The sequence below is a fragment of the Pseudomonas flexibilis genome (assembly GCF_000806415.1).
Taxonomy (GTDB): Bacteria; Pseudomonadota; Gammaproteobacteria; order Pseudomonadales; family Pseudomonadaceae; genus Serpens; species Serpens flexibilis.
Map to the genome: position 1 here is coordinate 330,089 of NZ_JTAK01000004.1, position 25,858 is coordinate 355,946.

General features: G+C 67.2%; 31 protein-coding genes. 19 read left to right on the plus strand and 12 right to left on the minus strand.

Annotated features, from left to right (window positions below; genetic code table 11):
• Positions 1–36 precede the first annotated feature (36 nt).
• From hslV to PT85_RS10715, 7 genes are all read left to right on the plus strand, one after another.
• Positions 37–573 (plus strand): ATP-dependent protease subunit HslV, encoded by a 537-nt coding sequence (gene hslV / locus PT85_RS10685; RefSeq protein WP_027590027.1) that lies wholly within the window; start codon positions 37–39, stop codon positions 571–573.
• 29 nt (positions 574–602) lie between these two features.
• Positions 603–1,940: an ATP-dependent protease ATPase subunit HslU gene (gene hslU, locus PT85_RS10690; RefSeq protein WP_039559165.1), complete on the plus strand. Its 1,338-nt coding sequence runs from the start codon at positions 603–605 to the stop codon at positions 1,938–1,940.
• Between the two features lie 127 nt (positions 1,941–2,067).
• Positions 2,068–2,439 carry a gamma-butyrobetaine hydroxylase-like domain-containing protein gene (locus PT85_RS10695; protein ID WP_039606626.1) on the plus strand — a complete coding sequence of 124 codons (372 nt, stop codon included), beginning with the start codon at positions 2,068–2,070 and terminating at the stop codon, positions 2,437–2,439.
• 276 nt (positions 2,440–2,715) lie between these two features.
• Entirely contained in the window at positions 2,716–4,371 is a 1,656-nt protein-coding gene (gene phaC / locus PT85_RS10700; RefSeq protein WP_234702695.1) for a class II poly(R)-hydroxyalkanoic acid synthase, read from the plus strand.
• 93 nt (positions 4,372–4,464) lie between these two features.
• A complete protein-coding gene (phaZ, locus tag PT85_RS10705; protein ID WP_039606627.1) occupies positions 4,465–5,322 on the plus strand; it encodes a poly(3-hydroxyalkanoate) depolymerase in 858 nt (285 codons plus the stop codon).
• Positions 5,323–5,344: 22 nt separating this feature from the next.
• Positions 5,345–7,030 carry an alpha/beta fold hydrolase gene (locus tag PT85_RS10710; protein WP_039606628.1) on the plus strand — a complete coding sequence of 562 codons (1,686 nt, stop codon included), beginning with the start codon at positions 5,345–5,347 and terminating at the stop codon, positions 7,028–7,030.
• Positions 7,027–7,641, plus strand: a complete 615-nt coding sequence (locus PT85_RS10715) for a TetR/AcrR family transcriptional regulator (RefSeq protein WP_027590021.1) — start codon at positions 7,027–7,029, stop codon at positions 7,639–7,641. Before PT85_RS10710 ends, PT85_RS10715 begins: the two co-directional genes overlap by 4 nt.
• A gap of 59 nt (positions 7,642–7,700) precedes the next feature.
• Here PT85_RS10715 and PT85_RS10720 read toward each other — a convergent pair whose 3' ends face one another.
• Together PT85_RS10720 and PT85_RS10725 are read right to left on the minus strand one after the other, a co-directional pair.
• On the minus strand, positions 7,701–8,243 hold the full coding sequence (locus PT85_RS10720; protein ID WP_039559288.1) for a phasin family protein: 543 nt from the start codon (positions 8,241–8,243) through the stop codon (positions 7,701–7,703).
• A gap of 13 nt (positions 8,244–8,256) precedes the next feature.
• On the minus strand, positions 8,257–8,658 hold the full coding sequence (locus tag PT85_RS10725) for a phasin family protein (protein ID WP_027590020.1): 402 nt from the start codon (positions 8,656–8,658) through the stop codon (positions 8,257–8,259).
• 207 nt (positions 8,659–8,865) lie between these two features.
• Between PT85_RS10725 and PT85_RS10730 the strand changes: the two genes are divergently transcribed.
• Positions 8,866–10,797 (plus strand): methyl-accepting chemotaxis protein, encoded by a 1,932-nt coding sequence (locus PT85_RS10730; protein WP_039606629.1) that lies wholly within the window; start codon positions 8,866–8,868, stop codon positions 10,795–10,797.
• A 41-nt stretch (positions 10,798–10,838) separates the two neighbouring features.
• On the opposite strand, the gene PT85_RS10735 is transcribed toward PT85_RS10730, so the two are convergent.
• Positions 10,839–11,114 (minus strand): polyhydroxyalkanoic acid system family protein, encoded by a 276-nt coding sequence (locus PT85_RS10735; protein WP_027590018.1) that lies wholly within the window; start codon positions 11,112–11,114, stop codon positions 10,839–10,841.
• Between the two features lie 132 nt (positions 11,115–11,246).
• On the opposite strand from PT85_RS10735, the gene ubiE reads away from it, so the two are divergent.
• Genes ubiE through PT85_RS10780 form a run of 9 tightly spaced genes read left to right on the plus strand, consistent with a single transcriptional unit; the run spans position 11,247 to position 17,263 of the window.
• Entirely contained in the window at positions 11,247–12,014 is a 768-nt protein-coding gene (ubiE, locus tag PT85_RS10740) for a bifunctional demethylmenaquinone methyltransferase/2-methoxy-6-polyprenyl-1,4-benzoquinol methylase UbiE (RefSeq protein WP_039559151.1), read from the plus strand.
• Positions 12,014–12,628, plus strand: coding sequence for a ubiquinone biosynthesis accessory factor UbiJ (locus PT85_RS10745; RefSeq protein WP_039606630.1), 615 nt, complete (start codon positions 12,014–12,016; stop codon positions 12,626–12,628). Before ubiE ends, PT85_RS10745 begins: the two co-directional genes overlap by 1 nt.
• Positions 12,625–14,235, plus strand: coding sequence for a ubiquinone biosynthesis regulatory protein kinase UbiB (ubiB, locus tag PT85_RS10750; RefSeq protein ID WP_027590015.1), 1,611 nt, complete (start codon positions 12,625–12,627; stop codon positions 14,233–14,235). The genes PT85_RS10745 and ubiB overlap by 4 nt, the downstream gene beginning before the upstream one ends.
• Before the next feature lie 17 nt (positions 14,236–14,252).
• Complete coding sequence (hisI, locus tag PT85_RS10755; protein WP_256214717.1) at positions 14,253–14,714, plus strand: phosphoribosyl-AMP cyclohydrolase; 462 nt, start codon at positions 14,253–14,255, stop codon at positions 14,712–14,714.
• The gene (locus PT85_RS10760) at positions 14,707–15,039 is read left to right on the plus strand and encodes a phosphoribosyl-ATP diphosphatase (protein ID WP_027590013.1); all 333 of its coding nucleotides are present in this window, start codon (positions 14,707–14,709) and stop codon (positions 15,037–15,039) included. The genes hisI and PT85_RS10760 overlap by 8 nt, the downstream gene beginning before the upstream one ends.
• A 22-nt stretch (positions 15,040–15,061) precedes the next feature.
• On the plus strand, positions 15,062–15,325 hold the full coding sequence (gene tatA, locus PT85_RS10765; protein WP_027590012.1) for a twin-arginine translocase TatA/TatE family subunit: 264 nt from the start codon (positions 15,062–15,064) through the stop codon (positions 15,323–15,325).
• 20 nt (positions 15,326–15,345) lie between these two features.
• Complete coding sequence (gene tatB / locus PT85_RS10770; RefSeq protein ID WP_027590011.1) at positions 15,346–15,741, plus strand: Sec-independent protein translocase protein TatB; 396 nt, start codon at positions 15,346–15,348, stop codon at positions 15,739–15,741.
• On the plus strand, positions 15,738–16,553 hold the full coding sequence (tatC, locus tag PT85_RS10775) for a twin-arginine translocase subunit TatC (RefSeq protein WP_039606631.1): 816 nt from the start codon (positions 15,738–15,740) through the stop codon (positions 16,551–16,553). The genes tatB and tatC overlap by 4 nt, the downstream gene beginning before the upstream one ends.
• Entirely contained in the window at positions 16,550–17,263 is a 714-nt protein-coding gene (locus PT85_RS10780; RefSeq protein WP_039606632.1) for a 16S rRNA (uracil(1498)-N(3))-methyltransferase, read from the plus strand. The genes tatC and PT85_RS10780 overlap by 4 nt, the downstream gene beginning before the upstream one ends.
• A 144-nt stretch (positions 17,264–17,407) precedes the next feature.
• Here PT85_RS10780 and dtd read toward each other — a convergent pair whose 3' ends face one another.
• The 7 genes from dtd to PT85_RS10815 form a co-directional block, all read right to left on the minus strand.
• Positions 17,408–17,845: a D-aminoacyl-tRNA deacylase gene (gene dtd / locus PT85_RS10785; protein WP_027590008.1), complete on the minus strand. Its 438-nt coding sequence runs from the start codon at positions 17,843–17,845 to the stop codon at positions 17,408–17,410.
• On the minus strand, positions 17,842–18,810 hold the full coding sequence (gene pip, locus PT85_RS10790; RefSeq protein WP_027590007.1) for a prolyl aminopeptidase: 969 nt from the start codon (positions 18,808–18,810) through the stop codon (positions 17,842–17,844). Before pip ends, dtd begins: the two co-directional genes overlap by 4 nt.
• 51 nt (positions 18,811–18,861) lie before the next feature.
• Entirely contained in the window at positions 18,862–19,113 is a 252-nt protein-coding gene (locus tag PT85_RS10795; protein ID WP_027590006.1) for a hypothetical protein, read from the minus strand.
• 95 nt (positions 19,114–19,208) lie between these two features.
• Positions 19,209–19,805 carry a DUF924 family protein gene (locus PT85_RS10800; RefSeq protein ID WP_039606633.1) on the minus strand — a complete coding sequence of 199 codons (597 nt, stop codon included), beginning with the start codon at positions 19,803–19,805 and terminating at the stop codon, positions 19,209–19,211.
• Between the two features lie 4 nt (positions 19,806–19,809).
• On the minus strand, positions 19,810–20,820 hold the full coding sequence (locus PT85_RS10805; protein ID WP_027590004.1) for a class 1 fructose-bisphosphatase: 1,011 nt from the start codon (positions 20,818–20,820) through the stop codon (positions 19,810–19,812).
• 85 nt (positions 20,821–20,905) lie between these two features.
• Positions 20,906–21,733 (minus strand): TIGR03915 family putative DNA repair protein, encoded by an 828-nt coding sequence (locus tag PT85_RS10810; protein WP_039606634.1) that lies wholly within the window; start codon positions 21,731–21,733, stop codon positions 20,906–20,908.
• On the minus strand, positions 21,733–22,944 hold the full coding sequence (locus PT85_RS10815; RefSeq protein ID WP_039606635.1) for a putative DNA modification/repair radical SAM protein: 1,212 nt from the start codon (positions 22,942–22,944) through the stop codon (positions 21,733–21,735). The genes PT85_RS10810 and PT85_RS10815 overlap by 1 nt, the downstream gene beginning before the upstream one ends.
• Before the next feature lie 82 nt (positions 22,945–23,026).
• Here PT85_RS10815 and PT85_RS10820 point away from each other — a divergent pair, with 82 nt between their 5' ends.
• Both PT85_RS10820 and PT85_RS10825 read left to right on the plus strand, forming a co-directional pair.
• Entirely contained in the window at positions 23,027–23,452 is a 426-nt protein-coding gene (locus PT85_RS10820) for an NUDIX hydrolase (RefSeq protein ID WP_039606636.1), read from the plus strand.
• A 93-nt stretch (positions 23,453–23,545) separates the two neighbouring features.
• Positions 23,546–23,791: an addiction module protein gene (locus PT85_RS10825; RefSeq protein WP_039606637.1), complete on the plus strand. Its 246-nt coding sequence runs from the start codon at positions 23,546–23,548 to the stop codon at positions 23,789–23,791.
• Positions 23,792–23,825: 34 nt separating this feature from the next.
• On the opposite strand, the gene PT85_RS10830 is transcribed toward PT85_RS10825, so the two are convergent.
• Both PT85_RS10830 and PT85_RS10835 read right to left on the minus strand, forming a co-directional pair.
• Complete coding sequence (locus tag PT85_RS10830) at positions 23,826–24,158, minus strand: thioredoxin family protein (RefSeq protein WP_039606638.1); 333 nt, start codon at positions 24,156–24,158, stop codon at positions 23,826–23,828.
• 74 nt (positions 24,159–24,232) lie between these two features.
• Positions 24,233–25,762, minus strand: coding sequence for a sensor domain-containing diguanylate cyclase (locus PT85_RS10835; RefSeq protein ID WP_082013063.1), 1,530 nt, complete (start codon positions 25,760–25,762; stop codon positions 24,233–24,235).
• Between the last annotated feature and the right edge of the window lie 96 nt (positions 25,763–25,858).

Consider the following 25,858-nt stretch of genomic DNA (forward strand, 5'->3'; position numbering starts at 1 on the left):
TCGGGCCGTCGGCCCCGCTGCGTGGAGATTTTCCCCTTGACCACCATCGTTTCAGTGCGCCGCAACGGCAAAGTCGTCATGGGTGGCGACGGCCAGGTTTCCCTGGGCAACACCGTGATGAAAGGCAACGCCAAGAAGGTCCGCCACCTCTACCACGGCCAGGTGCTGGCCGGTTTCGCCGGCGCCACCGCCGATGCCTTCACCCTGTTCGAGCGTTTCGAAGGCCAGCTGGAGAAGCACCAGGGCCACCTGGTGCGCGCCGCCGTGGAGCTGGCCAAGGACTGGCGCACCGACCGCTCGCTGAGCCGCCTGGAGGCCATGCTGGCGGTGGCCAACAAGGACGCCTCGCTGATCATCACCGGCAACGGCGACGTGGTCGAGCCCGAGCACGGCCTGATCGCCATGGGCTCCGGGGGCGGCTTCGCCCAGGCGGCCGCCATGGCCCTGCTGCAGAAGGGCGACCCGGCGCTGTCCGCCCGCGAGATCGCGGAAACCGCGCTGAACATCGCCGGCAGCATCTGTGTCTTTACCAATCAGAACCTGACCCTCGAAGAGCTGGACTCCGCGGTCTGACCCGATCGCGCCCACTCCGGAGTAACCGAATGTCCATGACCCCCCGCGAGATCGTCCACGAACTCAACCGCCACATCATCGGCCAGGACGAGGCCAAGCGCGCCGTCGCCATCGCCCTGCGCAACCGCTGGCGGCGCATGCAGCTGCCCGCCGAGCTGCGCCAGGAAGTCACCCCCAAGAACATCCTGATGATCGGCCCGACCGGTGTCGGCAAGACCGAGATCGCCCGCCGGCTGGCTCGCCTGGCCAACGCGCCCTTCATCAAGGTCGAGGCGACCAAGTTCACCGAGGTTGGCTATGTCGGGCGCGACGTGGAATCCATCATTCGCGACCTGGCCGACGCCGCGCTGAAGATGTTCCGCGAGCAGGAAGTGGCGAAGATGCGCCACCGCGCCGAGGACGCCGCCGAGGAGCGCATCCTCGACGCCCTGCTGCCGCCGGCGCGCAGCTTTGGCGAGGAAACCGCACCGGCGCAGGATTCCAACACCCGCCAGCTGTTCCGCAAGCGCCTGCGCGAAGGCCAGCTGGACGACAAGGAAATCGACATCGAGGTGGCCGACGGGCCGACCGGCATCGAGATCATGACCCCGCCGGGCATGGAGGAGATGACCAACCAGCTGCAGAGCCTGTTCGCCGGCATGGCCAAGGGCAAGAAGAAAACCCGCAAGCTGAAGATCAAGGATGCGCTCAAGCTGATCCGCGACGAGGAAGCCGCACGGCTGGTCAACGAGGAGGAACTCAAGGCGCGTGCCCTGGAGGCCGTCGAGCAGAACGGCATCGTGTTCATCGACGAGATCGACAAGGTGGCCAAGCGCGGCAATGTCGGCGGTGCCGACGTGTCCCGCGAGGGCGTGCAGCGCGACCTGCTGCCACTGATCGAGGGCTGCACGGTCAACACCAAGCTGGGCATGGTGAAGACCGACCATATCCTGTTCATCGCCTCCGGCGCCTTCCACCTGTCCAAGCCCAGCGACCTGGTGCCGGAGCTGCAGGGCCGCCTGCCGATCCGCGTCGAGCTCAAGGCCCTCTCGCCACAGGACTTCGAACGCATCCTCAGCGAACCCCATGCCTCGCTCACCGAGCAGTACTGCGAACTGCTGAAGACCGAAGGGCTGGACATCGAGTTCGCCGCCGATGGCATCAAGCGCATCGCCGAGATCGCCTGGCAGGTCAACGAGAAGACCGAGAACATCGGGGCGCGACGCCTGCACACACTGCTGGAGCGCCTGCTCGAGGAAGTCTCGTTCAGCGCCGGTGACCTCGCCGCGGCCCACGGCGAGCAGCCGATCCGCATCGACGCCGCCTACGTCAACCAGCACCTGGGCGAGCTGGCCAAGGACGAGGACCTGTCGCGCTATATCCTTTGATGGAAAAGCGTAGGGTGGAAAACCCGCACAGCGGTTTTCCACCACCTTCGCTCCCCGCCTCGAGCGGCGGACAATCGCTACGCGAGTTGTTCACCCTTCCGGCTTCCCGCTTTCAGCGAGTCTCTCCATGCATATTCCCACCGCGATCAAGCTGCACAAGGCCTCGAAAACCCTGGAGCTGCGCTACGGCGAGCAACGCTACCTGCTCAGCGCCGAATTCCTGCGCGTGCACTCGCCCTCGGCCGAGGTGCAGGGGCATGGCAATCCGGTGCTGCAGTACGGCAAGCAGCAGGTGGCCCTCACCGGCCTCGAGCCGGCCGGCAACTATGCCCTCAAGCTGGTGTTCGACGACGGCCATGACAGCGGCCTGTACAGCTGGGACTACCTGCACCAGCTGGCCACCCATCAGGACGAACTCTGGCAGGACTACCTGCAGCGACTGAATGCCGCAGGCCGCTCCCGCGACCCCGACGAATCGGCCGTGCGCCTGATGCTCTGACCTCCGCTCAACGCCCCATTCCAGGGCCTGCGCCCGGCCAACGCCCCAGGCCGGCGCAGCCCTGTTCGGCATCTGTGCCGTTTCGCACACCAGACCACCATTCGGCGTAAAAAAACCGCCTGAAACTGGCAAGTGCGCGAATGTCGCCTATACACCTGATGCGGTTCGACCCGGCCCCTGCGCCAGGGCCGCTCACCGCCCACGCTGTACGCCCCATTCCGGGTCGCGCGGCATTCTCGCATCAGGAGATGGAGCTTCATTTCGATGAGCACGGACATGCAACAACCCCTCGCCCTGCACGGCTGCAAACCCCATCCGATTGCCGGACTGCGCGGAAAGGATCTGCTCAATTCTTCCCGCCAGGTTCTCACCCAGACCGTTCGCCAGCCGGTGCACAGCGCCCGGCACCTGCTGCGTTTGGGCAGCGCCCTCAAGGATGTCCTGCTGGACAAGTCCGACCTGCGCCCCGACCCGGACGACCGCCGCTTCAGCGACCCGGCCTGGAAGCTCAACCCCATCTACCGCCGTTATCAGCAGGCCTACCTGGCGTGGCGCAAGGAACTGCATGACTGGCTGGAGACCAGCAACCTGCCCGCCGACGATATCCGCCGCGGTCACTTCATCCTCAACCTGCTCACCGAGGCCATGGCGCCCACCAACAGCCTGGCCAACCCGGCAGCGGTCAAGCGCCTGTTCGAGACTGGAGGCGCCAGTCTGCTCAAAGGGTTGTCGCAGCTGTCCCGCGATATGGTCAGCAACGGCGGGCTGCCGTCCCAGGTCAACAAGGCGGCCTTCGAAGTCGGCCGCAACCTGGGCACCACACCGGGCTCGGTGGTGTTCCGCAACGAGCTGCTGGAACTGATCCAGTACCAGCCGACCACCGAGCAGGTGCACACCCGACCGGTACTGGTGGTGCCGCCGCAGATCAACAAGTTCTATATCTTCGACCTGAGCCCGGACAAGAGCCTGGCCCGCTTCAGCCTGGACAGCGGGCTGCAGACCTTCATCATCAGCTGGCGCAACCCGACCCGGCAGCACAGCCACTGGGACCTGAACCGCTACATCGAGGCGCTCAAGGAAGCCGTGGACGCCGTGCTGGCAATCACCGGGAGCCCGGATCTGAACATGCTCGGCGCCTGCTCCGGCGGGGTTACGGCCGCCGTGTTGCTGGGCCACTACGCCGCGCTGGGGGACAACCGGATCAAGGCGCTGACCCTGATGGTCAGCGTGCTGGACACCGACTTCGACAGTCAGTACGCGCTGTTCGTCGACGACAAGACCCTGGACGCCGCCAAGCGCCGCTCCAGCGAAGCCGGTGTGCTGGAAGGCCGCGATCTGGCCCGGGTGTTCGCCTGGATGCGCCCCAACGACCTGATCTGGAATTACTGGGTGAACAACTACCTGCTCGGCAACCTGCCGCCGGAGTTCGACATCCTCTACTGGAACAACGACACCACCCGCCTGCCGGCCGGCCTGCACCATGACATGATCGAGCTGTTTCGCAACAACCCGTTGCGCACGCCCGGCGCGCTGGAGGTGTGCGGCACGCCCATCGACCTGAAGTCCATCGAGGCCGAGGTGTTCTGCATCGCTGGCACCACCGACCACATCACGCCCTGGCAGGCCAGCTACAGGTCCGCCCGGCTGTTCGGCGAACACTGCGAATTCGTGCTCTCCAACAGCGGTCATATCCAGAGCATTCTCAATCCGCCCGGCAATCCCAAGGCGCGCTTCCTGCACGGCGCAGCCCTGGAGGAGGACCCGGATGCCTGGAAGGCCGGCGCCACTGAACAGCGCGACAGCTGGTGGCTGTACTGGCGCGACTGGCTGCAGGCGCGCTCCGGTGAGCTGAAGAAGGCGCCGCGCCGCACCGGCAACCGTGCCTTCCCGGCGGCCGAACCGGCGCCGGGTACCTACGTCCACGAGTGCTGATGCACCGGGGCGGGCCGTATCGCCCCTTAAGGAGTGCCGCCGCCCCGGCGGCGGCACCGGACGCAGCACGCCCACCGACCGGAGGATTGGCGCATGTCGCAGTCATTCGTTTTCCGCACCATCATCCTCGACACACAGACGCTGCGCACCGCGGTGCGCCCGGGGTCGTCCCATCTGCCACCCCTGCTGATCTGCAACGGCATCGGCGCCAACCTGGAGCTGGTGCTGCCCTTCGTCAACGCGCTACCCGCGGACCTGGAGGTCATTGCCTTCGACGTGCCCGGCGTGGGGGGCTCCTCCACGCCGTTGCTGCCCTATCGTTTCGGCGGCCTGGCGCGCCTGATGGCACGCATGCTCGACTACCTGAACTATGGGCAGGTGAATGTCATCGGCGTTTCCTGGGGGGGCGCACTGGCCCAGCAGTTCGCCCACGACTTTCCCGAGCGCTGCAAGAAACTGGTGCTGGCGGCCACCTCCGCCGGCGCCTTCATGGTGCCCGGCAAACCGAAGGTGCTGCTGCGCATGGCCAGCCCACGGCGCTACCTGCAGCCTTCCTACGGCGCGAAGATCGCCCCGCACATCTATGGCGGCACCTTCCGCCGCGATCCGGAGCTGGCGCTGGAGCACGCCAGCAAGATCCGCTCCGGCGGCAAGCTGGGTTACTACTGGCAACTGTTCGCCGGCCTGGGCTGGACCAGCCTGCCCTGGCTGCATCGCATCCGCCAGCCGACCCTGATCCTCGCCGGCGACGATGACCCGATCATCCCGCTGGTCAACATGCGCCTGCTGGCCTGGCGCATTCCCAATGCCGAACTGCATGTCATCGATGACGGCCACCTGTTCCTGATAACCCGGGCCCGCGCGGTTGCGCCGATCATCATGGCCTTTCTCGAAGAAGAGCCGAAGCGCGCGGTCATGCACCCGCCCGGCGGGCTGGCGCGCGCCAGCTGAGTGATGACAAGGAGTGTTGCCCATGCACGAGCCCAGGCCGGCCAGCGCCGACTTTCCCCCAACGCGTTTCACCGCCCGGCAGGCGATCATCGGCCTGCGCGGGCGCGATCTTCGTTCCAGCCTCGGCCTGCTGCTCGGCCAGGGGCTGCGTCAGCCGCTGCATACCCTGCGCAACGGCCTGGCGCTGACCGGCAAGCTGGCCCGCGTGCTACGGGGCGAAACCCTTCACACGGTGGGCGACGACCCGCGATTCGCCGACCCGACCTGGCATGACAACCCGGTGTACCGGCGCACCCTGCAGGCCTACCTGGCCTGCCAGCATCAATGGCTCAGCTGGCTGGAACAGAGCAACCTGCCCAGCGACGACCGCGACCGTGCATTGTTCCTGGCCACCCAGTTGAGCCATGCGCTGTCGCCTTCCAACAGCCCGCTCAATCCGCTGGTGGTCAAGGAGTGCTTCGACACGGGGGGCGCCAGCTTGCTGCGCGGCTTGCGCCAGCTGGCCCATGACCTGCCGAGGGGCCTGCCCAACCAGGTGCCTGCCGATGTGTTCCAGCTCGGTGTCAACCTGGCCACCACCGCCGGCACGGTGGTGTTGCGCAACGAGGTACTGGAGCTGATCCAGTACCACCCGATGACCGAGCAGCAGCACGCCGTGCCGTTGCTGATCGTGCCGCCGCAGCTCAACAAGTTCTACATCTTCGACCTCAATGCGAAGAAGAGCTTCGTGCAGTACTGCCTGAAACAGGGCATCCAGGTGTTCATGGTCAGCTGGCGCAACCCCGGCCGCGCACAGCGCGAGTGGGGCCTGTCCAGCTACGTGCAGGCCCTGGAGGAGGCCATGGATGCCTGCCGCTCCCTCTGCGCCGCCGAACAGGTCAACCTGCTCGGCGCCTGTGCCGGCGGCCTGACCATCGCCGCCCTGCAAGGCTACCTGCAGGCGGTCGGCCGCCTCGGCCAGGTGGCCAGCGCCACGTACCTGGTCAGCCTGCTTGACAGCCAGCTCGATGCCACGCCCCTGCTGTTCGTCGACGAGGAAGGCCTGGAGGCCGCCAAGCGCCACTCCTACCAGCAGGGCGTGCTGGACGGCCGCGAGATGGCACGCCTGTTCGCCTGGATGCGGCCCAACGAGCTGATCTGGCCGTTCTGGGTGAACAACTACCTGCTCGGCCGGCAGCCGCCACCCAACGACATCCTCTACTGGAACAACGACAACACGCGCCTGCCCGCCGCCCTGCACGGCGAGCTGCTGGATTTCTTCAAATTCAATCCGCTGGCGCGGCCCGGGGGCCTGGAAGTGTGCGGCCAGCCGGTGGACCTGTCGCAGGTGACGGTGGACAGTTTCAGCGTGGCCGGCCGCAACGACCATATCACGCCCTGGCAGGCCGCCTACCGCTCGGCACGCCTGCTCGGCGGCCAGCGCCGCTTCCTGCTGGTCAACAGTGGGCACGTACAGAGCATCGTCAATCCGCCCGGGCACCCGAGGGCCCACTACCAGGAAACCGATCGTCTGGATGCCGAGCCGCAGACCTGGCAGGCGATCAGCCAGACGCATGCAGGCAGTTGGTGGCCGCGCTGGATGGAGTGGCTGCAGGCGCATGCCGGCCCGCTGCAGGCAGCACACGACACGGCGGGCAACGACGACTATCCGGCGCTGGACCCGGCCCCGGGACGCTACGTGCATCAGCGTCTGGAGACCCACGCATGAAAACCCGGGAGCGCATCCTGGAATGTGCACTGCAGTGCTTCAATGCACGCGGCGAGGCCAATGTCTCGGTGCTGGAGATCGCCACCGAGCTGGGCATCAGCCCAGGCAATCTCTATTACCACTTTCGCGGCAAGGAGCCCCTGGTGCTGGCGCTGTTCGAGCGCTTCCGCCAGGAGCTGGCGCCACTGCTGCAGCCGCCGCCGAACGATGCACGGCTGGCCATCGAGGATTACTGGCTGTTCCTGCAGCTGCTGGTGGAGCGCCTGGAAGCCTATCGCTTCCTGTTCCAGGACCTGGCCAACCTGGCCGAGCGCCAACCCACCCTGGCCCGCGGGGTACGGGCCTGGCTGGCACAGCTCAAGCACTGCCTGGCCAGCCTGCTCGCCCAGTTGCAGGGGCAGGCACGCCTGCAGGGCGAGCCTTCTGTGATCAGCGAGCTGGTGGAGCAGATCACCCTGACCCTGCTGTTTGCTCTGGACTACCAGCGCATCCTGGGGCGCCGGGCCGACATCGAACAGGTGGTCTATCAGCTGATGATGCTGGTCTCGCCGCACCTGTCGGACGCGTCGCGCCAGGACACGGCCAGTCTGGCGCGGCGCTATCGAGGGTAACGGCCAGCGGTTGGCACTGGAAGCGAAACGCCCCGCGCAGGCGGGGCGTTCAGGCCTCCTTATTGCGAGGCGGTTTCCGGCGTTTCGGCCTGCGGCGCTTCGACCACAGCCTTGGGCTTGCGCGCACGCGGCTTGCTCTCGCCGCTGCGCGCGGGCCTGCTGGCCCGGGTTGCCTTCTTCGGCGCCTCGTCCGCCGGCCTGGCGGGCTCGTCCTGCACCAGCCGCAACGCGCTCAGCCGGTCCAGCTGACGATTCAGGGCCTCGATCTTGTCGTCCAGGGCCAGGATTTCGTGGCGGCTCGGTACCCCCAGGCGCGTGATCGCGCTGTTCAGGCGCTTGTCGAACGCCTCCTCCAGCGCATTCCACTTGCCCAGCGCCTTGTCCCTGGCCTCGGCAACCCGGCTGCGTGCGCCGTTCTTCACCGCCTCGACCTCGTCGCGGACCATTTGCTCGGTTCTTTCGCCTTCGCGCACCAGCGACTCGAACAGCTTGCTGCCGTCTTCGCCGATTTTCGCGTAGGCGCCCAGACCGGCTAGCCAGATCTGCCGCGAATACTTCTCGACATCCTCGCTCCAGCCGCTCTGCTTGCGTTTGTCAGCCATGATGGCCTCCTTGTTACGGCTTGGCCGTACGCACCAGCATTTCATTCAGACCGTCGAGCTTGTCCGACAGCGCCTCGATATCGGCGCGGCTCGGTACGCCGGCCCGCTTGAGCACACGGCCCACGCGCGCACCGACCCGCTCCTCGACCTTTTCCAGTCGCGAGTCGACCCGGCGACGGACCGACTTGAACCGGTCGGTGGCCTGCTCGAGCTTCTCGCTGACCAGTTGCTTGCCCTGGGTCTCGGCTTCTTCGCCACTGCGTACCAGCTCGCGGAAGTAGCTCAGGCCCTGGCGACCCAGGCTGGCGTAGACACCGATGCCGGCCAGCCACAGCTGGCGAGCGGAATAGCGGACACCCTCCAGCACCGGGCGGGCGGCTTCTTCATTCACTTTCTTCAATGCTGTCTTGACCATGTTGCACCTCTCCACTGGTGGGTAAGAACACGCCCGTTTCGCTGGGCTCGTGGTGCACGCTAGTCGGCAGGATTAGAAATCTCATACTAGAAGCGACAAAAACGGATAGCGGTGAGTCATGCGTCTCCAGTTTCGCGTCCGCTGGACGAAACAGGCGGGTCACCCCCGCCGCAGAGCGAGGGGGAGTAACCCGAGACAGGAGTCCTCATGTCCCTTTTCCATCGCCTGCTGGCGAACCTGCCCATGACCCGCAAGCTCGGCCTCGGCTTCGGCTTCGCGATCCTCTTCACCCTGCTGGGCAACCTGTATGGATTGCGCAGCCTGGACCAGCTGATCGACGGCAGCCTGTTGCAGAACCGTCTGGCTGAGGCGGCTCGCCTGGCGGAAACCATTCCGCCGCTGCAGCTGCGCTTCGACAAGGATGCCCACCCCCGCCACGCCGAGCAGCTTGCCGCACTGGAAGGGGGCATTGCCGAACTGCTGCGCGGCGCGCGTCAGGATGACCCGCGCATCCACCGCGAGATCGACGCCAACCTGCAGCGTCTGGCCGCCATCCGCACCGCGTTCGATGCCCTGATCGAGGCCCGCGCGTCGCGCGAGCAGAGCCGCCAGGTAATGATCGGCAACGGCAACAAGGCCATGGCCGCGCTGACCGCACTGGAGGAACAGATCGACGCCGCGCTGCAGGCCAACCCCACGGACACCGCCCTGCATCGCCAGAACCGCGCGCTGGGCGACCTGGTCAAGCGTGTGCTGGAAACCCGCTACCTGGTCCGCGGCTTCGTGTTCCAGCACACCGACGCCTCCTTCGAGCTGGCCATTCCGGGCTTCCAGCGCGCCCTGGACCAGGCGGCGACCCTGCGCCAGCTGCTGCCTGCGCGGCAGGTCCCCTACCTGGACGAGCTCAGCCAGTACCTCACCCTGTATCGCCAGGGCATCGAATCCTTCAAGGACGGCCTGGCGCAAACCGCCGCCGCCCACGCCGCCCTGCTGGAACACCAGAGCGAGTCGGTGCGCGCCATCGGCGAGCTGAACGCGCAGGTTCGCGAGCGCATGGAGGCGCAACTGTCCCTGGCCTTCCAGGTCACCCTCGGCCTGATGCTGCTGGCCATCCTGCTCGGCACCGTGGCGGCCGTGGTGATCGCCCGCCAGGTGACCGAGCCGCTGCGCAAGACCCTGGAGTTCGCCCAGCGCATCACCAGCGGCGACCTGCGCGCCGACCTGGTCAGCGACCGCCACGACGAGCTCGGCTTGCTGCAGCGGGCCATGCACCAGATGCGCGAAAGCCTGCGTGAACTGATCGGCAGCATCGACGGCAGCGTCACCCGCATCGCCAGCTCCGCCGAGGAACTGTCGGCGATCAGCGCACAGACCAGCAGCGGCGTGCAGCATCAGAAGGCGGAGACCGAGCAGGTCGCCACCGCCATCAACGAGATGGCCGCCACGGTGCAGGAGGTGGCCCGCAACGCGGCCAGCGCCGCCGCCTCCAGCAACCAGGCCGAACAGCAGGCGCACGCCGGTCAGCGTGTGGTGGCCGCCGCGCTCGAGCAGATCGAGCGCATGGCCGCACAAGCCAGCCGCTCGGCCGAAGCCATGCAGCGCCTGCGGCACGACAGCCAGGCCATCGGAAGCGTGCTGGATGTGATCAAGAACGTCGCCGAGCAGACCAACCTGCTGGCGCTCAACGCAGCGATCGAAGCGGCGCGTGCCGGCGAAGCCGGACGCGGTTTCGCAGTGGTCGCCGATGAGGTGCGCGGCCTGGCCCAGCGCACCCAGCAGTCGACCCGGGAGATCGAGCAACTGATCGCCAGCCTGCAGGAGGCTGCCCAGCACGCGGGACAGTCGATGGACGAGAACCGCACCCTGAGCGAGGACACCGTGACCCTCGCCCGTGACGTCGGGCAAGCCTTGCGCGACATCACCGCACAGGTGTCGCAGCTCCAGGACATGAGCCAGCAGATCGCGGCGGCGGCCGAGGAGCAGAGCGCGGTCGCCGAGGAGATCAACCGCAGCGTGACGCAGGTGCAGGACATTTCACAGCAGACTGCCTCGGCCAGCGAGCAGGCCGCCACCTCGACGGTGGAACTGGCGCGCCTGGGCGGCGACCTGCGCCAGCTGACCCAGCGCTTCCGGCTGTAGCCTGGCCGTTGCGGCAGCGCCGGCCTGGCTCTCGCGCAGCGTCAGGCCAGCTCGCGGTCCAGGGCCGACTCGATCTCGCTCTGCAGTGGCCCGCGCATCGCCGACAGCAGCAGCCCGAGGCTCAGTTCAATGCGCACCGCGCGTTCATCGATGGCGATGTGACCCTTCACCCCGCTGCGCTCGACATCCAGCCGGTCGCCGCGCCACTGGCAGCGCAGCTGATACTCGCGCGCCAGGCGCGCGGCCAGCGCCTCGACCTTGTCGCGCACGGCCTCGCGGCCAAGCTGGTGGGATCGTTCGACACGAATGGTGGCCATCGCATACTCCGGGGTCGGGCAAAAAAACGCGCCAATATACTCCAGTTCGCCACGCCGGGTTGCTGATCGCATACATGGTCGGCTCCGGCGCCAGCGGTTAGAATGCCCGCCACTTTTCATCAGGTGACCGACATGAACGATTCCCGCAAGCCCGAGGCCGAACCGACCACCCACTTCGGTTATCAGACCGTGCCCGAGAGCGAGAAGGCGAAGAAGGTCGCCGAGGTGTTCCACTCCGTGGCCGCCAAGTACGACCTGATGAACGACCTGATGTCCGGCGGCGTGCATCGCCTGTGGAAGCGTTTCACCATCGAGCTGTCCGGCGCGCGCCCGGGCAACCGCGTGCTGGATATCGCCGGCGGCACGGGCGACCTGACCCGTCAGTTCTCGCGCATCGTCGGCCCAACCGGCGAAGTCGTGCTGGCCGACATCAACGCCTCGATGCTCATGGTCGGCCGCGACAAGCTGCTGGACAGCGGCGTGGCCGGTAACGTCAGCTTCGTGCAGGCCGATGCCGAGGCGCTGCCCTTCCCGGACAACTACTTCGATGTGGTGACCATCGCCTTCGGCCTGCGCAACGTCACCCACAAGGACGCCGCCATCCGCTCCATGCTGCGGGTGCTCAAGCCGGGCGGCCGCCTGCTGGTGCTGGAGTTCTCCAAGCCCACCAACCCGCTGTTCGGCAAGGTCTACGACCTGTATTCCTTCACCGCCCTGCCGCTGTTCGGCAAGCTGATCACCCAGGATTCCGAGAGCTACCGCTACCTGGCCGAATCGATCCGCATGCACCCCGATCAGGAAACCCTCAAGGGCATGATGCAGGAGGCCGGTTTCGAGCGGGTCACCTACCACAACATGACCGGCGGCATCGTCGCCCTGCACCGCGGCATCAAGCCCTGATGCTGAGCACCGCCCTGCTCGCCGCCGTCGAGCGCGGCCTGAATCCGCTGCTGGCGCTGGATGCCGTGGCGCTGACCCGGCTGGCGCGCCTGGAAGGCAAGGTGCTGGCCATCGACTGCCCGGCGCCGACGCTGCGGATCCACCTGCTGCCCGGTGCCAACGGCCTGCGCCTGGCCAGCCACTGGGAAGCACCCGCCGACTGCACCCTGCGCGCTCCAGCCAGCGAGCTGCTGCGCCTGGCCGTGAGTCGCGACAAGGTCGCCGTGCTGCACGGCCCGCAGGTGGAGCTGGACGGTGACGCCAGCGCACTCACCGAGCTGGCGGACATCCTGCAATCCCTGGAACTGGACTGGGAGTACCAGCTCGGCCGCTGGGTCGGCCCGCTGGGGGCTGCCCTGCTGGGCGGCCGCCTGCGCAGCGCCGCCGGCTGGGCCGGCGACAGCCTGGGCAGCCTGCGCCAGGACCTGGCCGACTACCTGACCGAGGAAGCCCGCAGCCTGGTGGGCAACCGCGAGGCGGAGGCCCGCTTCGCCGAACTCGACCAGATGAAAATGGCCATCGACCGTCTTGAGGCCCGGGTCGAACGCCTGAGCCGAGGAAACCGGACTTCATGAAGCTGTTCGCCGCCCTGCGCCGCCTGCTGCGCATCCTGCTGGTCGTCATCCGCTATCGCCTCGACGACCTGCTGTACGCCCTGCCGCTGCCCTGGTGGCTGGCCGCTACCCGCTACGCCTTGCCCTGGCGCTGGCTGCCGCGCCGGCGCAGCGACTTCTCGCGCGGTGCGCGGCTGCGCCTGGCGCTGCAGGACCTGGGCCCGGTGTTCATAAAGTTCGGGCAGATTCTCTCCACCCGCCGCGACCTGCTGCCCGAGGACATCGCCGACGAACTGGCGCTGCTGCAGGACCAGGTGCCGCCGTTCGAGCCGGCCAGGGCCGTGGCGCTGATCGAGGAACAGTTGGGCGCGCCCATTGCCAAGGTGTTCGCCAGCTTCGAGCAGCAGCCGCTGGCCTCGGCCTCGGTCGCCCAGGTGCACGCCGCGCGCCTGCACAGCGGCGAAGACGTGGTGGTCAAGGTGATCCGCCCGGGGCTGCGGCCGATCATCGCCCAGGACCTGGCCTGGCTGTTCCTGCTCGCACGTATCGCCGAAGGCGTGTCCAGCGAGGCGCGCCGACTGCACCCGGTGGAAGTGGTCAGCGACTACGAGAAGGTCATCTACGACGAGCTCGACCTGCTGCGCGAAGCGGCCAACGCCAGCCAGCTCAAGCGCAACTTCGAAGGCTCGCCGCTGATCTACGTGCCGCAGATCCACTGGGACTACTGCCGGCCCAAGGTGCTGGTCATGGAGCGCATCTACGGCGTGCCGGTGACCGACATCGCCGCCCTGCGCGCGCAGAACACCGACATGAAGCTGCTGGCCGAACGCGGCGTGGAGATTTTCTTCACCCAGGTGTTCCGCGACAGCTTCTTCCACGCCGACATGCACCCGGGCAACATCTTCGTCAGCACCCGTCAGCCGCGCAATCCGCAGTACATCGCCATCGACTGCGGCATCGTCGGCAGCCTGACCCCAGAGGACCAGGACTACCTGGCACGCAACCTGGTGGCCTTCTTCAAGCGCGACTACCGCAAGGTGGCGCAGTTGCACATCGACTCCGGCTGGGTGCCGGCCGACACCAAGGTGAACGAGTTCGAGGCGGCGATCCGCACCGTGTGCGAGCCGATCTTTGAGAAGCCGCTCAAGGACATTTCCTTCGGCCAGCTGCTGCTGCGCCTGTTCCAGACCGCCCGGCGCTTCAACATGGAAATCCAGCCGCAGCTGGTGCTGCTGCAGAAGACCTTGCTGAACATCGAGGGCCTCGGCCGCCAGCTGTACCCTGACCTGGACCTGTGGACCACCGCCAAGCCGTTCCTGGAGCGCTGGATGCGCGAGCGCATGAGCCCGCTGAACCTGGCCATGCAGGCCAAGTCGCAGCTCGAACAGCTGCCGCACCTGGCCAACATGACCCGCGACCTGCTGGAGCGCCTGTCGCGCCCGCACCTGAACGATCCGCCCGAGCCCTGGCGGCGTCGCGACAGCTGGGTGCTGCGCCTGACCGGCGCCGCATTGTTGGTAGGTGGCGCGCTTTTTGCTGTAGCTAACAGCCAGACCCTGGACAACCTGGAGGCCTGGCCGATCTGGCTGATGGCGACCGCCGGCCTTTATCTGATCATCCGCCGATAGCCAGCAGCGCGCTGGCGGTGGCACACTCAACACCCGGTCGGACCACCGGCCTCACCGAAAGCAGTAGCGAACACGCAATGACCGATTGGCTGGAAGAGATCAACTGGAACGACGACGGCCTGGTGCCGGCGATCGCCCAGGACCACACGACGGGCCGCATCCTGATGATGGCCTGGATGAACCGCGAATCCCTGCGCCTGAGCGTCCAGGAAGGTCGTGCCATCTACTGGTCCCGGTCGCGCGGCAAGCTGTGGCGCAAGGGTGAGGAATCGGGTCACGTGCAGAAGCTGCACGAGCTGCGCCTAGACTGCGACGCCGACGTGCTCGTTCTTCAGGTGGAGCAGCTGGGCGGCATCGCCTGCCACACCGGCCGGGAAAGCTGCTTCTACCGCGTCTATCGCGACGGCGCCTGGCACACGGTGGACGCCCAGTTGAAGAACCCCGACGCCATCTATCACAAGGCACACAGCCATGAGTGACACCCTGAACCGTCTGGCCGAGGTGCTGGAGTCGCGCAAGAACGCGGCGCCTGACAGCTCCTATGTGGCCAGCCTGTACCACAAGGGCCTGAACAAGATTCTGGAAAAGGTCGGCGAGGAGTCGGTGGAAACCATCCTGGCCGCCAAGGACGCCGCGCAGAGTGGCGACTGCAGCGATGTGATCTACGAGACCGCCGACCTGTGGTTCCACAGCCTGGTGATGCTTGCCGCCCTCGGCCAGCACCCGCAGGCGGTACTCGACGAACTGGAGCGCCGTTTCGGCCTCTCCGGGCACGCGGAAAAGGCCGCGCGCCCGCAATCCTGACATTCACTTGGGAGATTCCATCATGGGATTCGGCGGCATCAGCATCTGGCAACTGCTCATCATCCTGCTCATCGTCGTCATGCTGTTCGGCACCAAGCGCCTGAAGAGCCTCGGTTCCGACCTGGGTGACGCGATCAAGGGCTTCCGCAAATCGGTGGGCGCTGACGAAGAAAAGGCCAGCGAAGAGCAGAAGCACAACCAGCAGGTTCCGAACCAGCAGGCACAACAGGGCACCGTCATCAATGGCGAAGCCCGCAAGGTCGAAGACCCGGTCAAGAAAGACTAAGCCCCAGCCAAGGTCCGCTCATGTTCGATATCGGCTTCAGCGAACTGCTACTGGTCGGCCTTGTGGCCCTGCTGGTGCTCGGCCCCGAGCGCCTGCCGGGAGCCGCGCGCACTGCCGGGCTGTGGATCGGGCGTATCAAGCGCAGCTTCCTGTCCATCAAGACGGAAGTGGAGCGTGAGATCGGCGCCGACGAGATTCGTCGCCAGCTGCATAACGAGAACATTCTCGATATGGAGCGCAAGATGAAGGAAAACCTGGGCCTGCAACCGGCGGACAAGCCTGCCGACACGCCTGCGGCGCCCGCCGCCGAGGCGACGGCAGCCGCTGGGCCCCAGCCGACCCCGGTGGCGCCCACCGAGCCGGCGCCGACCGGCACCTCCGCCTCCACCACCCCGGACAAACCGCAGCAATCATGAGTACGCGCCAACCCGGCGACCAGGAAATGCCGCTGGTCTCGCACCTCACCGAACTGCGCACGCGCCTGCTGCGCTGCGTGATCGCCGTGCTGGTGATCTTCGTCAGCCTGTTCTACTTCGCCCAGGACATCTACGCGCTGGTGGCCGCGCCGCTGCGCGCCTACCTGCCTGAGGGCGCGACGATGATCGCCACCGGGGTGGCCTCGCCGTTCCTCACGCCGTTCAAGCTGACCCTGGTGGTGTCGCTGTTCCTGGGCATGCCGGTGGTGCTGCAACAGGCCTGGGGCTTCATCGCGCCGGGCCTGTATACCCACGAGAAACGCATCGCCGTGCCGCTGCTGGTGTCCAGCATCCTGCTGTTCTACGCCGGCATGGCCTTCGCCTACTTCGTGGTGTTCCCGATCATGTTCGGCTTCTTCGCCAGCGTGACCCCGGAAGGGGTGGCGATGATGACCGACATCGGCCAGTACCTGGATTTCGTGCTCACGCTGTTCTTCGCCTTCGGCGTGGCCTTCGAGATTCCCATCGCCACCTTCCTGCTCATCTGGGTCGGCATCGTCGACGTGGCGACCCTGCGCAAGAGCCGGCCGCACGTGGTGGTCGGCTGCTTCGCGGTGGGCATGCTGCTCACGCCACCGGACGTGTTCTCGCAGACCCTGCTGGCCGTGCCGATGTGGCTGCTGTTTGAAGTGGGCGTGTTCTTCGGCGCAATGGTCCGTCGCCAGAAGGAGCAGGCCGAAGAGGCCAGCGAAACCTCGACCGAGGTCGAAACGACCGAGCACAACGATCAGCCACCCAGCGCCCAGCCGTGAACCTGCTGCTGCTCGAAGAGGCCGACTTCATTGCCGCCGACCGTGTGATCCTGCGCGATCGGCGGCTGGTCCATCTGCATGAAGTCCACCGCGCCGACGAAGGCGACAGCCTGCGCGTCGGCCGCCTGGCGGGCCTGATGGGCAAAGGTCGCATCCTGCGTCTTGGTCCGCAGGAAGCCGAGCTGCAGGTGACCTTCGACCAGCCGCCGCCACCCAAGCTGCCCATCACCCTGCTGCTCGCCCTGCCCCGCCCGAAGATGCTCAAGCGCACCCTCCAGACCGTGGCCACCCTGGGCGTGGCGCGGCTGGTGTTGCTCAACAGCTACCGGGTGGAGAAAAGCTTCTGGCAGACGCCATTCCTGGAGCCTGCGGCGATCCGCGAACAGCTGATCCTAGGCCTGGAACAGGCCCGCGACACCGTATTGCCCGAAGTCAGCATCGAAAAGCGCTTCAAGCCGTTCGTGGAAGACCGCCTGCCAGCCCTGGCGGACCGCACCCTCGGCCTGGTCGGCCACCCCGGCGACTTCCCCGCCTGCCCGCGCGGCCTGCCCCTGGATCAGCCGGTAACCCTGGCCATCGGCCCGGAAGGCGGCTGGATTCCCTACGAGGTGGACAAGCTGCGCGAGGCCGGCCTGCAGCCGGTGCAGCTGGGCGAACGCATCCTGCGCGTGGAAACCGCCGTCACCGCGCTGCTGGCGCGGCTGTATTAGCGCGGCGCCTGACCGCCAGGGATGTAGGGTGGATCGCGCTTCATCGATCCACCGAGCGGGGCCACGGTGGATGTGAAATACGACATCCACCCTACGCAGCCGCGGTCAGCACCTTTCTGGCCGCCGTTCCGCCCGTGCAGCCCGTCAGGTTTCCAGCAGGAAGGTCACCGGCCCGTCGTTGATCAGGTGCACCTGCATGTCGGCGCCGAAGCGGCCGCTGGCCACCTGGCCGTGGCGGGCGCGAGCCTTGGCCAGCAGGTCATCGAACAGCTGCTCGCCCAGCGCCGGCGGCGCGGCGGTGGAGAAGCTCGGGCGCAGGCCGCTCTTGGTGTCCGCCGCCAGGGTGAACTGCGAGACCAGCAGCAGCCCGCCGTCCACATCCGTCAGCGAACGGTTCATCTTGCCGTCGGCATCGGCGAACACCCGGTAGTTGAGCAGCTTGTGCAGCAGCTTGTCGGCGCTGGCCGGAGTGTCGTGCGGCTCGACGCCGACCAGCGCCAGCAGTCCCTGGTCGATGGCGCCGACCACCTCGCCGGCCACTTCCACCCGCGCGGCGCGCACCCGCTGGATCAGGGCCTTCATGCGTCACCACCGTTGGGCAGGCGCAGCAGGCGGCGGGCCATGGCGTCGGTGGCGCGCACCAGCGCATCGACGATGCCCGGCTCGCCCGCCGAATGGCCGGCGTCGCGGATGATCTGCAGCTCGCTGTTCGGCCAGGCCTGGTGCAGCGCCCAGGCGTTGTCCAGCGGGCAGATCACGTCGTAGCGGCCGTGCACGATGATCCCCGGCAGGTGGGCGATGCGTTCCATGTCGCGCAGCAGCTGGTTGGGCTCCAGGAAGGCATCGTTGACGAAGTAGTGGCATTCGATGCGGGCGATGGACAGCGCGCGCTCGTGGAAACGTTCCACCACCTCGTGGTTGGGACGCAGCGTGGCGGTGCGGCCTTCCCAGCCCGCCCAGGCCTTGGCGGCCTGCATCTGGGCGATCTGGTCCTCGCCGGTCAGGCGCCGGTAGTAGGCCTGCATCAGCTCGCCGCGCTCGGCCGGCGGGATCGGCGCCAGGTAATCCTGCCAGTAGTCCGGGAACAGGCGGCTGGCGCCTTCCTGATAGAACCAGTGAAACTCCTGCGGACGGCACAGGAAGATGCCGCGCAACACCAGCCCCAGCACCCGATCCGGGTGTTTCTGCGCATAGGCCAGCGCCAGGGTCGAACCCCAGGAGCCGCCGAACAGCAGCCACTTGTCGATGCCCAGCTGTTCGCGGATGCGCTCCATGTCCTCCACCAGGTGCCAGGTGCTGTTGTTCTCCAGGCTGGCGAACGGCGTGGAGCGGCCGCAGCCGCGCTGGTCGAAGGTGACGATGCGGTACAGGGTCGGATCGAAGTAGCAGCGCGAACTGGCATCGCAGCCAGCGCCGGGCCCGCCGTGCACGAACAGCGCCGGCAGGCCGTCCGGCGTGCCGCTCTCCTCGACGTGCAGGGTGTGGGTGTCATCGACCGCCAGCGCATGGCAGGCGTAGGGCTTGATGTCCGGGTAGAGGGGTTGCATGGGTTGCTCCCGAGGCGTGGCTGCGGATCACGGGATGATAGCGAGGAAACGTCAGCGCAGTCCCTTGCCGGAGAACAGCAGCACCTGGTCGCCGGCGAACTGCACGCTCACGTAGCGCTCGCTGTCGCCCCAGGTGCAGCTGGACAGGCCCAGCGCGCCGGAACACTGCGTCGGCTTGCCCAGCAGCGCCTCGACCTCGGCCCGCGGCATACCGGCTTCGAGCCGGGCGTAGTTTTCCTGGGTCAGCTTGCTGCAGGCGGCCAGCAGCAGGCACAGCGGCAGGATGGCGAGACGTGACAACATGGCGCAGCTCCTCGATAAAACGATGGACGGCAGCCTAACGGGAAAGCCCGCGAGCGGCGAGCCTGGGGAGGTGGCGCGGCGATGAAGGGTCGCGCTCAGAACGACGAACCGGGCTCGGCGAGAAAGGACCGCTCGGCGCCGCTACTCGGTCGGCCGAGGATGGCGTTGCGGTGCGGAAAGCGCCCAAAGCGGGCAATCACCCGGCGATGCGCCTCGGCGTAGTCGTGGAAGGACTGGAAGGCCGCGCGGTCGGCCTCGGCCTGGCGCGCCAGCAACTCGGCGAAGGCCGCCACGGCGCGCTCCTGGAGGAGCAAGTCTTCGGCATGCTCCAGCACCAGGTAGCAGAACACCCGTTCCAGGTCGGACAGCTGGCGATCCCAGTCCTGGCGCAGCCCGACATCGAGCAGCGCCTGGGCCCGGGCATCACCGGCAAACGCGGCGGGCGTGCCCCGGTGAATCATGCGAGTCAGCTGGTCCAGGCAGATCAGCTCGGCCAGCCAGCCGTGCGGCTCCGTTGCCCAGTGCAGCTCGCCGCGCAGGGCCTGCTCGACCCACCCGCCGAAGCGCTCGCGCGCCTCGGCATCCTGCTCGGGCCGGTAGCCAAACCACAACCCGTTCTGGCGCGCCGCCTGCTCGCCCGGCGCGGCGGGGGCGCCGAACCACCAGTCGAGCAGCGGCTGCCAGGGTTGCATGGCGTCAGGCCTGGTTGTGGTAGGCGGTGATGCGCTCGACCTCTTCCTTCGAGCCGAGGAACACCGCCACGCGCTGGTGCAGGGAGTCGGGCTGGATGTCGAGGATGCGCTGGGTACCGTTGGTGGCGGCACCGCCGGCCTGCTCGATGATCATCGACATCGGGTTGGCTTCGTACATCAGGCGCAGCTTGCCGGGCTTTTCCGGCTCGCGGGCGTCGCGCGGGTACATGAAGATGCCGCCACGGGTGAGGATGCGGTGCACGTCGGCCACCATCGAGGCGATCCAGCGCATGTTGTAGTTCTTGCCCAGCGGGCCTTCCTTGCCGGCCAGCAGTTCGCTGACGTAGCGCTTGACCGGGGCTTCCCAGTGGCGCTGGTTGGACATGTTGATGGCGAACTCGGCGGTCTGTTCCGGCACGCGGATGTTGTCGTGGGTCAGCACCCAGTTGCCCATGTGCGGGTCGAGGGTAAAGCCCTTCACGCCGTTGCCCAGGGTCAGCACCAGCATGGTCTGCGGGCCGTAGATGGCGTAGCCGGCGCACACCTGCTCGGTGCCCTTCTGCAGGAAGGCCTCCTCGGACAGATCACCCTTGCCGTTGTGGCCGTTCGGGCAGCGCAGCACCGAGAAGATGGTACCCACCGAGACGTTCACGTCGATGTTCGAGGAGCCGTCCAGCGGGTCGAACACCAGCAGGTAGGCGCCCTTCGGGTACTTGCCGGGAATCTGGTAGGCCTGCTCCATTTCCTCGGAGGCCATGCCGGCCAGGTGGCCGCCCCACTCGTTGGCTTCCAGGAGGATGTCGTTGGACAGCACGTCCAGCTTCTTCTGCACTTCGCCCTGCACGTTCTCGGTGCCCATGCTGCCCAGCACCCCGCCCAGCGCGCCCAGCGACACCTCGTGGCTGATCTGCCGGCAAGCGCGTGCCACCACTTCGATCAGGAAACGCAGGTCGGCCGGGGTGTTGAAGTTGCGAGTCTGCTCGATCAGGTAGCGACTCAGGGTGATGCTGGACATGAAGGGGCTCCGGGAGGGCGAGAGTTAAAGTGCAGCATTTTAGCCTGTGTTGTCCCCCCAGCGCCCACCGTGCGCACGCCTTTTCTCAGTCCTGCTGTCGCAGGCGGATGCGCTTGCCGGGTCGCACGCTCACCTCAGGCGCCTGCCCAGCGCGCTGCGCACCCATGCGCGCCTGCACCAATAGCGCGGGAATCAGCCGCCCCTCCGGCACCTGCTGCCACAGGCGCTGCGGCAGGTGCTGGCGCAGCGCCTGCGGATTCACCCGTGTGGGGTTGAAGGTGCTGCGGTAGTAGGCCAGCCACAGTGCCTGCCCCTCGGGGTCGGGCGTGCGCGCCAGCGTTTGCCATTCGTCCGGCGCCTCGGCGCGGTAGTCGAAGCGCTCGCCGTCGTACCACACGCCGTCGCGCGACGTGGCGATCAACCAGCTGTGCCGCCCCATGCGTTCGGCGAAATGCCCGCAGGCGACGTCCAGCACCTCGTGCTCCGGCTCGAACCAGGCCACGTAGTCGGGCAGCCCCGCGCCGCCCAGCGGCACGAAACGCAGCAGCGCATGCAGCTGATGAATCTCCCGGCCCACCGCCTTGATGCGCAGGTGCAGCTCGCTGCCGTCCGGGTCGCCCGGCAGCGCGGCGGCCGCATCGCCCTGCGCCACGCGCCAGAGGATGCGATAGAGCAACGCCCAGCGCTCCGCCACCCGAAAGCGCGCGGCCCGTTCGAGCAGTTCCAGCACCTGGCGCGGCACGGTGACCTGCGACCCGGGCGCGTAGCGGGCCAGCGCCTCCTCGGCGAACAGGTCGGCCGGCATCAACTCGTCGCGCCAGCTGACCAACGCTGGCGGCACGCCCTCGTGCAGCAGCGTGCGCGCCTTGTCGCGCCAGTCGGCGAAGCCGCCATCAACCCGTACGCAGCGCATCACCAGAGCGCCATCTGCTGTGCCGGCCGCTCGGCCAGTTGCTGGCGCAGGCGCAGGGACTCGCTGCTGTCCTGCCGCGGGCGGTAGTCGGCGGTGACGATGAACGGGCCGGCCTTGTCCAGCGCGCAGCGCAGCCGGCGCAGGTCCTCGTAGCGGATCTTGCGCTGGCGGCGCAGCTGCTCGATACGCTGCGCGCTGAGCACGCCGATGCCCGGCACACGGGCGATCAGGCTCGGCTCGGCGCGGTTGAGATCGACCGGGAACTGCTCGCGATGCTCCAGCGCCCAGGCCAGCTTGGGGTCGATGTCCAGCGCCAGGTTGCCCGGCTTGCCGAGCAGCTCCTCGGCGCGAAAGCCGTAGCCACGCATCAGGAAGTCCGCCTGGTACAGCCGGTGCTCGCGCAGCAGCGGCGGCGCCGCCTGCGGCACCGTGGCCGGGCTGTGGGGAATCGGGCTGAAGGCCGAGTAGTAGACGCGCTTGAGGCGAAAGCGCCGGTACAGCGATTGCGAGGTGTGCAGGATGCGGTGGTCGTCGCTGTCGTCGGCGCCGACGATCATCTGCGTGCTCTGCCCGGCCGGCGCGAACGCGGGTGCCCGCGCCTCGCCTTCCACCGCCTGCTGGCGATAGCGGATAGTGCCCATGGCGCGCTGGATGCCCGCGACGGTCTTTTCCGGCGCCAGGCGCACCAGGCTGGCGTCGCCGGGCAGTTCGATGTTCACGCTCAAGCGGTCGGCGTACTGGCCGGCCTGCTCGATCAGCGCCGGATCGGCGTCGGGAATGGTCTTTAGGTGGATGTAGCCACGGAATTCGTGCACCTCGCGCAGCAGGCGCGCCACCTCTACGAGTTGCTCCATGGTGTAGTCCGCCGAGCGGATGATCCCCGAGCTGAGAAACAGCCCGCTGACGCAGTTGCGCCGATACAGGTCCAGGGTCAACGCCACCACTTCCTCGGGGCTGAAACGGGCGCGCGGCACGTCGCTGGAGCGGCGGTTGACGCAGTACTGGCAGTCGTACAGGCAGAAGTTGGTAAGCAGGATCTTCAACAGCGACACGCAGCGGCCATCCGGCGTGAAGCTGTGGCAGATGCCCGGGCCGGCGGAACCGATGCCCGACTGCCCCTTCGAACCGCGCCGGGGCGCGCCGCTACTGGCGCAGGACACATCGTACTTGGCGGCATCGGCGAGGATGCTCAGCTTGTCGATGAGTTGCACGATGGGCTCTCCACGAATACTGTATATGCAAACAGTATACGAAGCACCGACCACACCGCCAGCCCCCGCTCAAGGAAACGCCATGCAAGCACCCCACCTCTCCATCGCCGCCGCCCTGATCTACAACGCCCGGCACCAGCTGTTGCTGGTGCGCAAGGCCGGCACCACGGCCTTCATGCAGGCCGGTGGCAAGCTGGAGGCGGATGAGCGCCCGGTCGACACCCTGTGCCGCGAACTGCACGAAGAGCTCGGCCTGCGGATCGATGCGGCGCAGGCCACCTACCTGGGCAACTTCAGCGCCCCGGCGGCCAACGAGCCCGGCCTGGAGGTGGTCGCCGAACTGTTCGCCCTGCCCCTCGACCAGACCATCACCGCCCGCGCCGAAATCGCCGAGGCGCGCTGGGTTGACCTGCACGACGCCGAACAGCTGCCGCTGGCGCCCCTGACCCGCGACCAGGTGCTGCCGCTGGCGCGGCAGCTGTTGGCGGCACGGGCTGTTGGGATGTGACCACTGTGAGCGGGCCTGCCGCGTACGGCCGACGCAGGGTGATGTCCAGCGAGTCCGAGCAGGGTTAAGGTACGAATCAACTGGGAGACCATCATGAGTACACCGCTCCATGACTTGCCTATCGAGCAACGCATACGCCTGGTCGAGGACTTGTGGGACAGCATCGCTGCAGACCAGCGCGCGCTACAGCTCACCGATGAACAGCGGGCCGAACTGGACGCTCGACTGGCTGCCTATGCAACCGATGGCAATGCCGGAAAACCCGCCGATGAAGTGCTGGCCGCGATTCGTAGCCAGCTACATGGGAGCCGCAGTCCCCGGCGCTGGCAGGGACGCTAGTTTTCGTTCTGGTTGCTGCGCAAGCTGAATCTCTTCACTCAGAACCAAACGCCATCCGGTAGGGCCGCGCGATAGCCTCGCGCACCTGCCCCAGAGAGAATACGCGTCCGAACTCGGCGAACTTGCGCCCATCGAACCAGACCTGCACGACAGGCAACGAGAACACCCCCTCCTGCGCACAAAGCGCCGAGGCCTGCCCCTGACAGTCCAGGTAGCAACCCTCGAGCGCAGGAAACTCGTTCGCCAGCATCGCTTCAAGCTGCGGCTTCAGCGCGCGGCAAACACCGCAGCCTTCGCCGCCGAACAGCAGCAGGGCCGCGCCTTGCTTGCGCCGCTCCAGCTCGGCGGGATCGTGGATGGTCTGCATGCGTCCTCTCCTCTTTCGCTGGTTATGCCCCCTGGCGCAATGGGCTGAAAACTCCGATCCCGCGCACAGATTGGTTACGCCGTGCCGGTTGACGGCGCCCGGTTCGATTCCGCCCGGCACTGAGCGACCGCCACCCGGTTGCGCCCGCCGCCCTTGGCAGCGTACAGCTGCTCGTCGGCCAGCTTGAACACGCGGGCGATGCTGTCGCCGCCATGGGGCCAGTGCGCGACGCCGATCGAGAGGGTGATGTGGCCCACCGGCTCGATCGCTGTCTGCTCGACCAGTTGCCGCAACCGCTCGGCGATCCGCACCGCCGCCTGGCTGGAGCCCGGCAGCAGGATCAGAAACTCCTCGCCGCCGCTGCGGCACAGCAGGTCCTCGCTGCGGCAGCACAGGCGCATCAGCTCCGCCAGGCGCCTCAGGACCTCATCGCCCGCATCGTGGCCATAGGTGTCGTTGACCCGCTTGAAATGGTCGATATCCAACGCCAGAACCGAGAACGGCCTTTTCTCCGCCTCCCAGCGATCGACCATCCGCTCCAGCCCACGCCGGTTGCTCAGCCCGGTGAGCGAATCGGTATGCACGTCGTGGGTCAGCCGGCCCAGGTGTTCCTGCAGCAGGTTCACGCCCACCAGCATGGCCCGCTTCAGTTCCTGGGCCTCGAAGTACCACGAGCGCACGCCTTCGATCCGCTTGGCCGTGTCCGACGCGCCGATCTCGCGCGCATTGTCGGCCAGCTTCCAGAGCGGTCGGGAGATGACCCTGGCGAGCCAGAAGATCATCAGGATGGTCACCAGGGCCAGCGGCACCGTCTTCAACGCCACGCTCTTGACCAGCTCGTCGAGCGGCTCCAGCGTGGCCTGCGTCGGCCGCTGGGAAACGATGCCCCAGCCGGTGCTGGGCACGATCGCATAGCCGGCCAGCATGTCCACGCCCTTGGAGTTCACCGTCCGCCGCGCGCCGTCGCCCCGCTCCAGCAGCTCGTCCAGCAGCGCGTTCGCACCGACCTGCGTCCCGATCCGCTTCGCCTCCGGGTGGTACAGCAGGCGGCGTTCCTTGCCCACCACGTACAGGTAGGAGCCGTCCCGGTAGAAATGCTCGCCCAGCAGGTCGTGCAGGATGCTGCCCTTCTTCAGGTAGATCGTCCCGCTGACATAGCCCCGGTATTCTCCCGACACGTCGTGGATCGGATGGGAAAGGGAAATCAGCAGATTGTCGGCCGCCGAAACGTACGCCTCGGACACCATGGGCCGCCGCGCCTCGAGCGCCGCCACCGCGCCCTCGGACTCCAGCTGCACGCCCAGCAACTGCAGCGTTTCCGGCGAAACGCCCAGCACCCTGCCGTCCTGATCGACGACCACGACCGAGTTGAAACTGTTCGTCTGCAGTCGCAGGCGCCTGGCCACCTCGCCGATCTTTTCCACGCTCCCCATCTGCCCGGCCAGCTCGCCCGCCCCGTAGGCCAGCTGCCGCAGGGCATCGGCCAGATGCCGCTCAGTGCTGTCCGCCAGCTTCCTGGCATAGACCTTGTTGGCCTCCAGGGAGGCGTCGATCAGCATCTGCTCCTGCACCCGATAGCTGGCATAGAAGCTGTTCACCAGCATCACCACCGTGCTGGCCAACGCCGTCAGCAGAATCAACCTGCCCAGGTCGATTCGCCAGAACCCTTTCCTACTCACTGCCTACCCCCGAAGACCGCG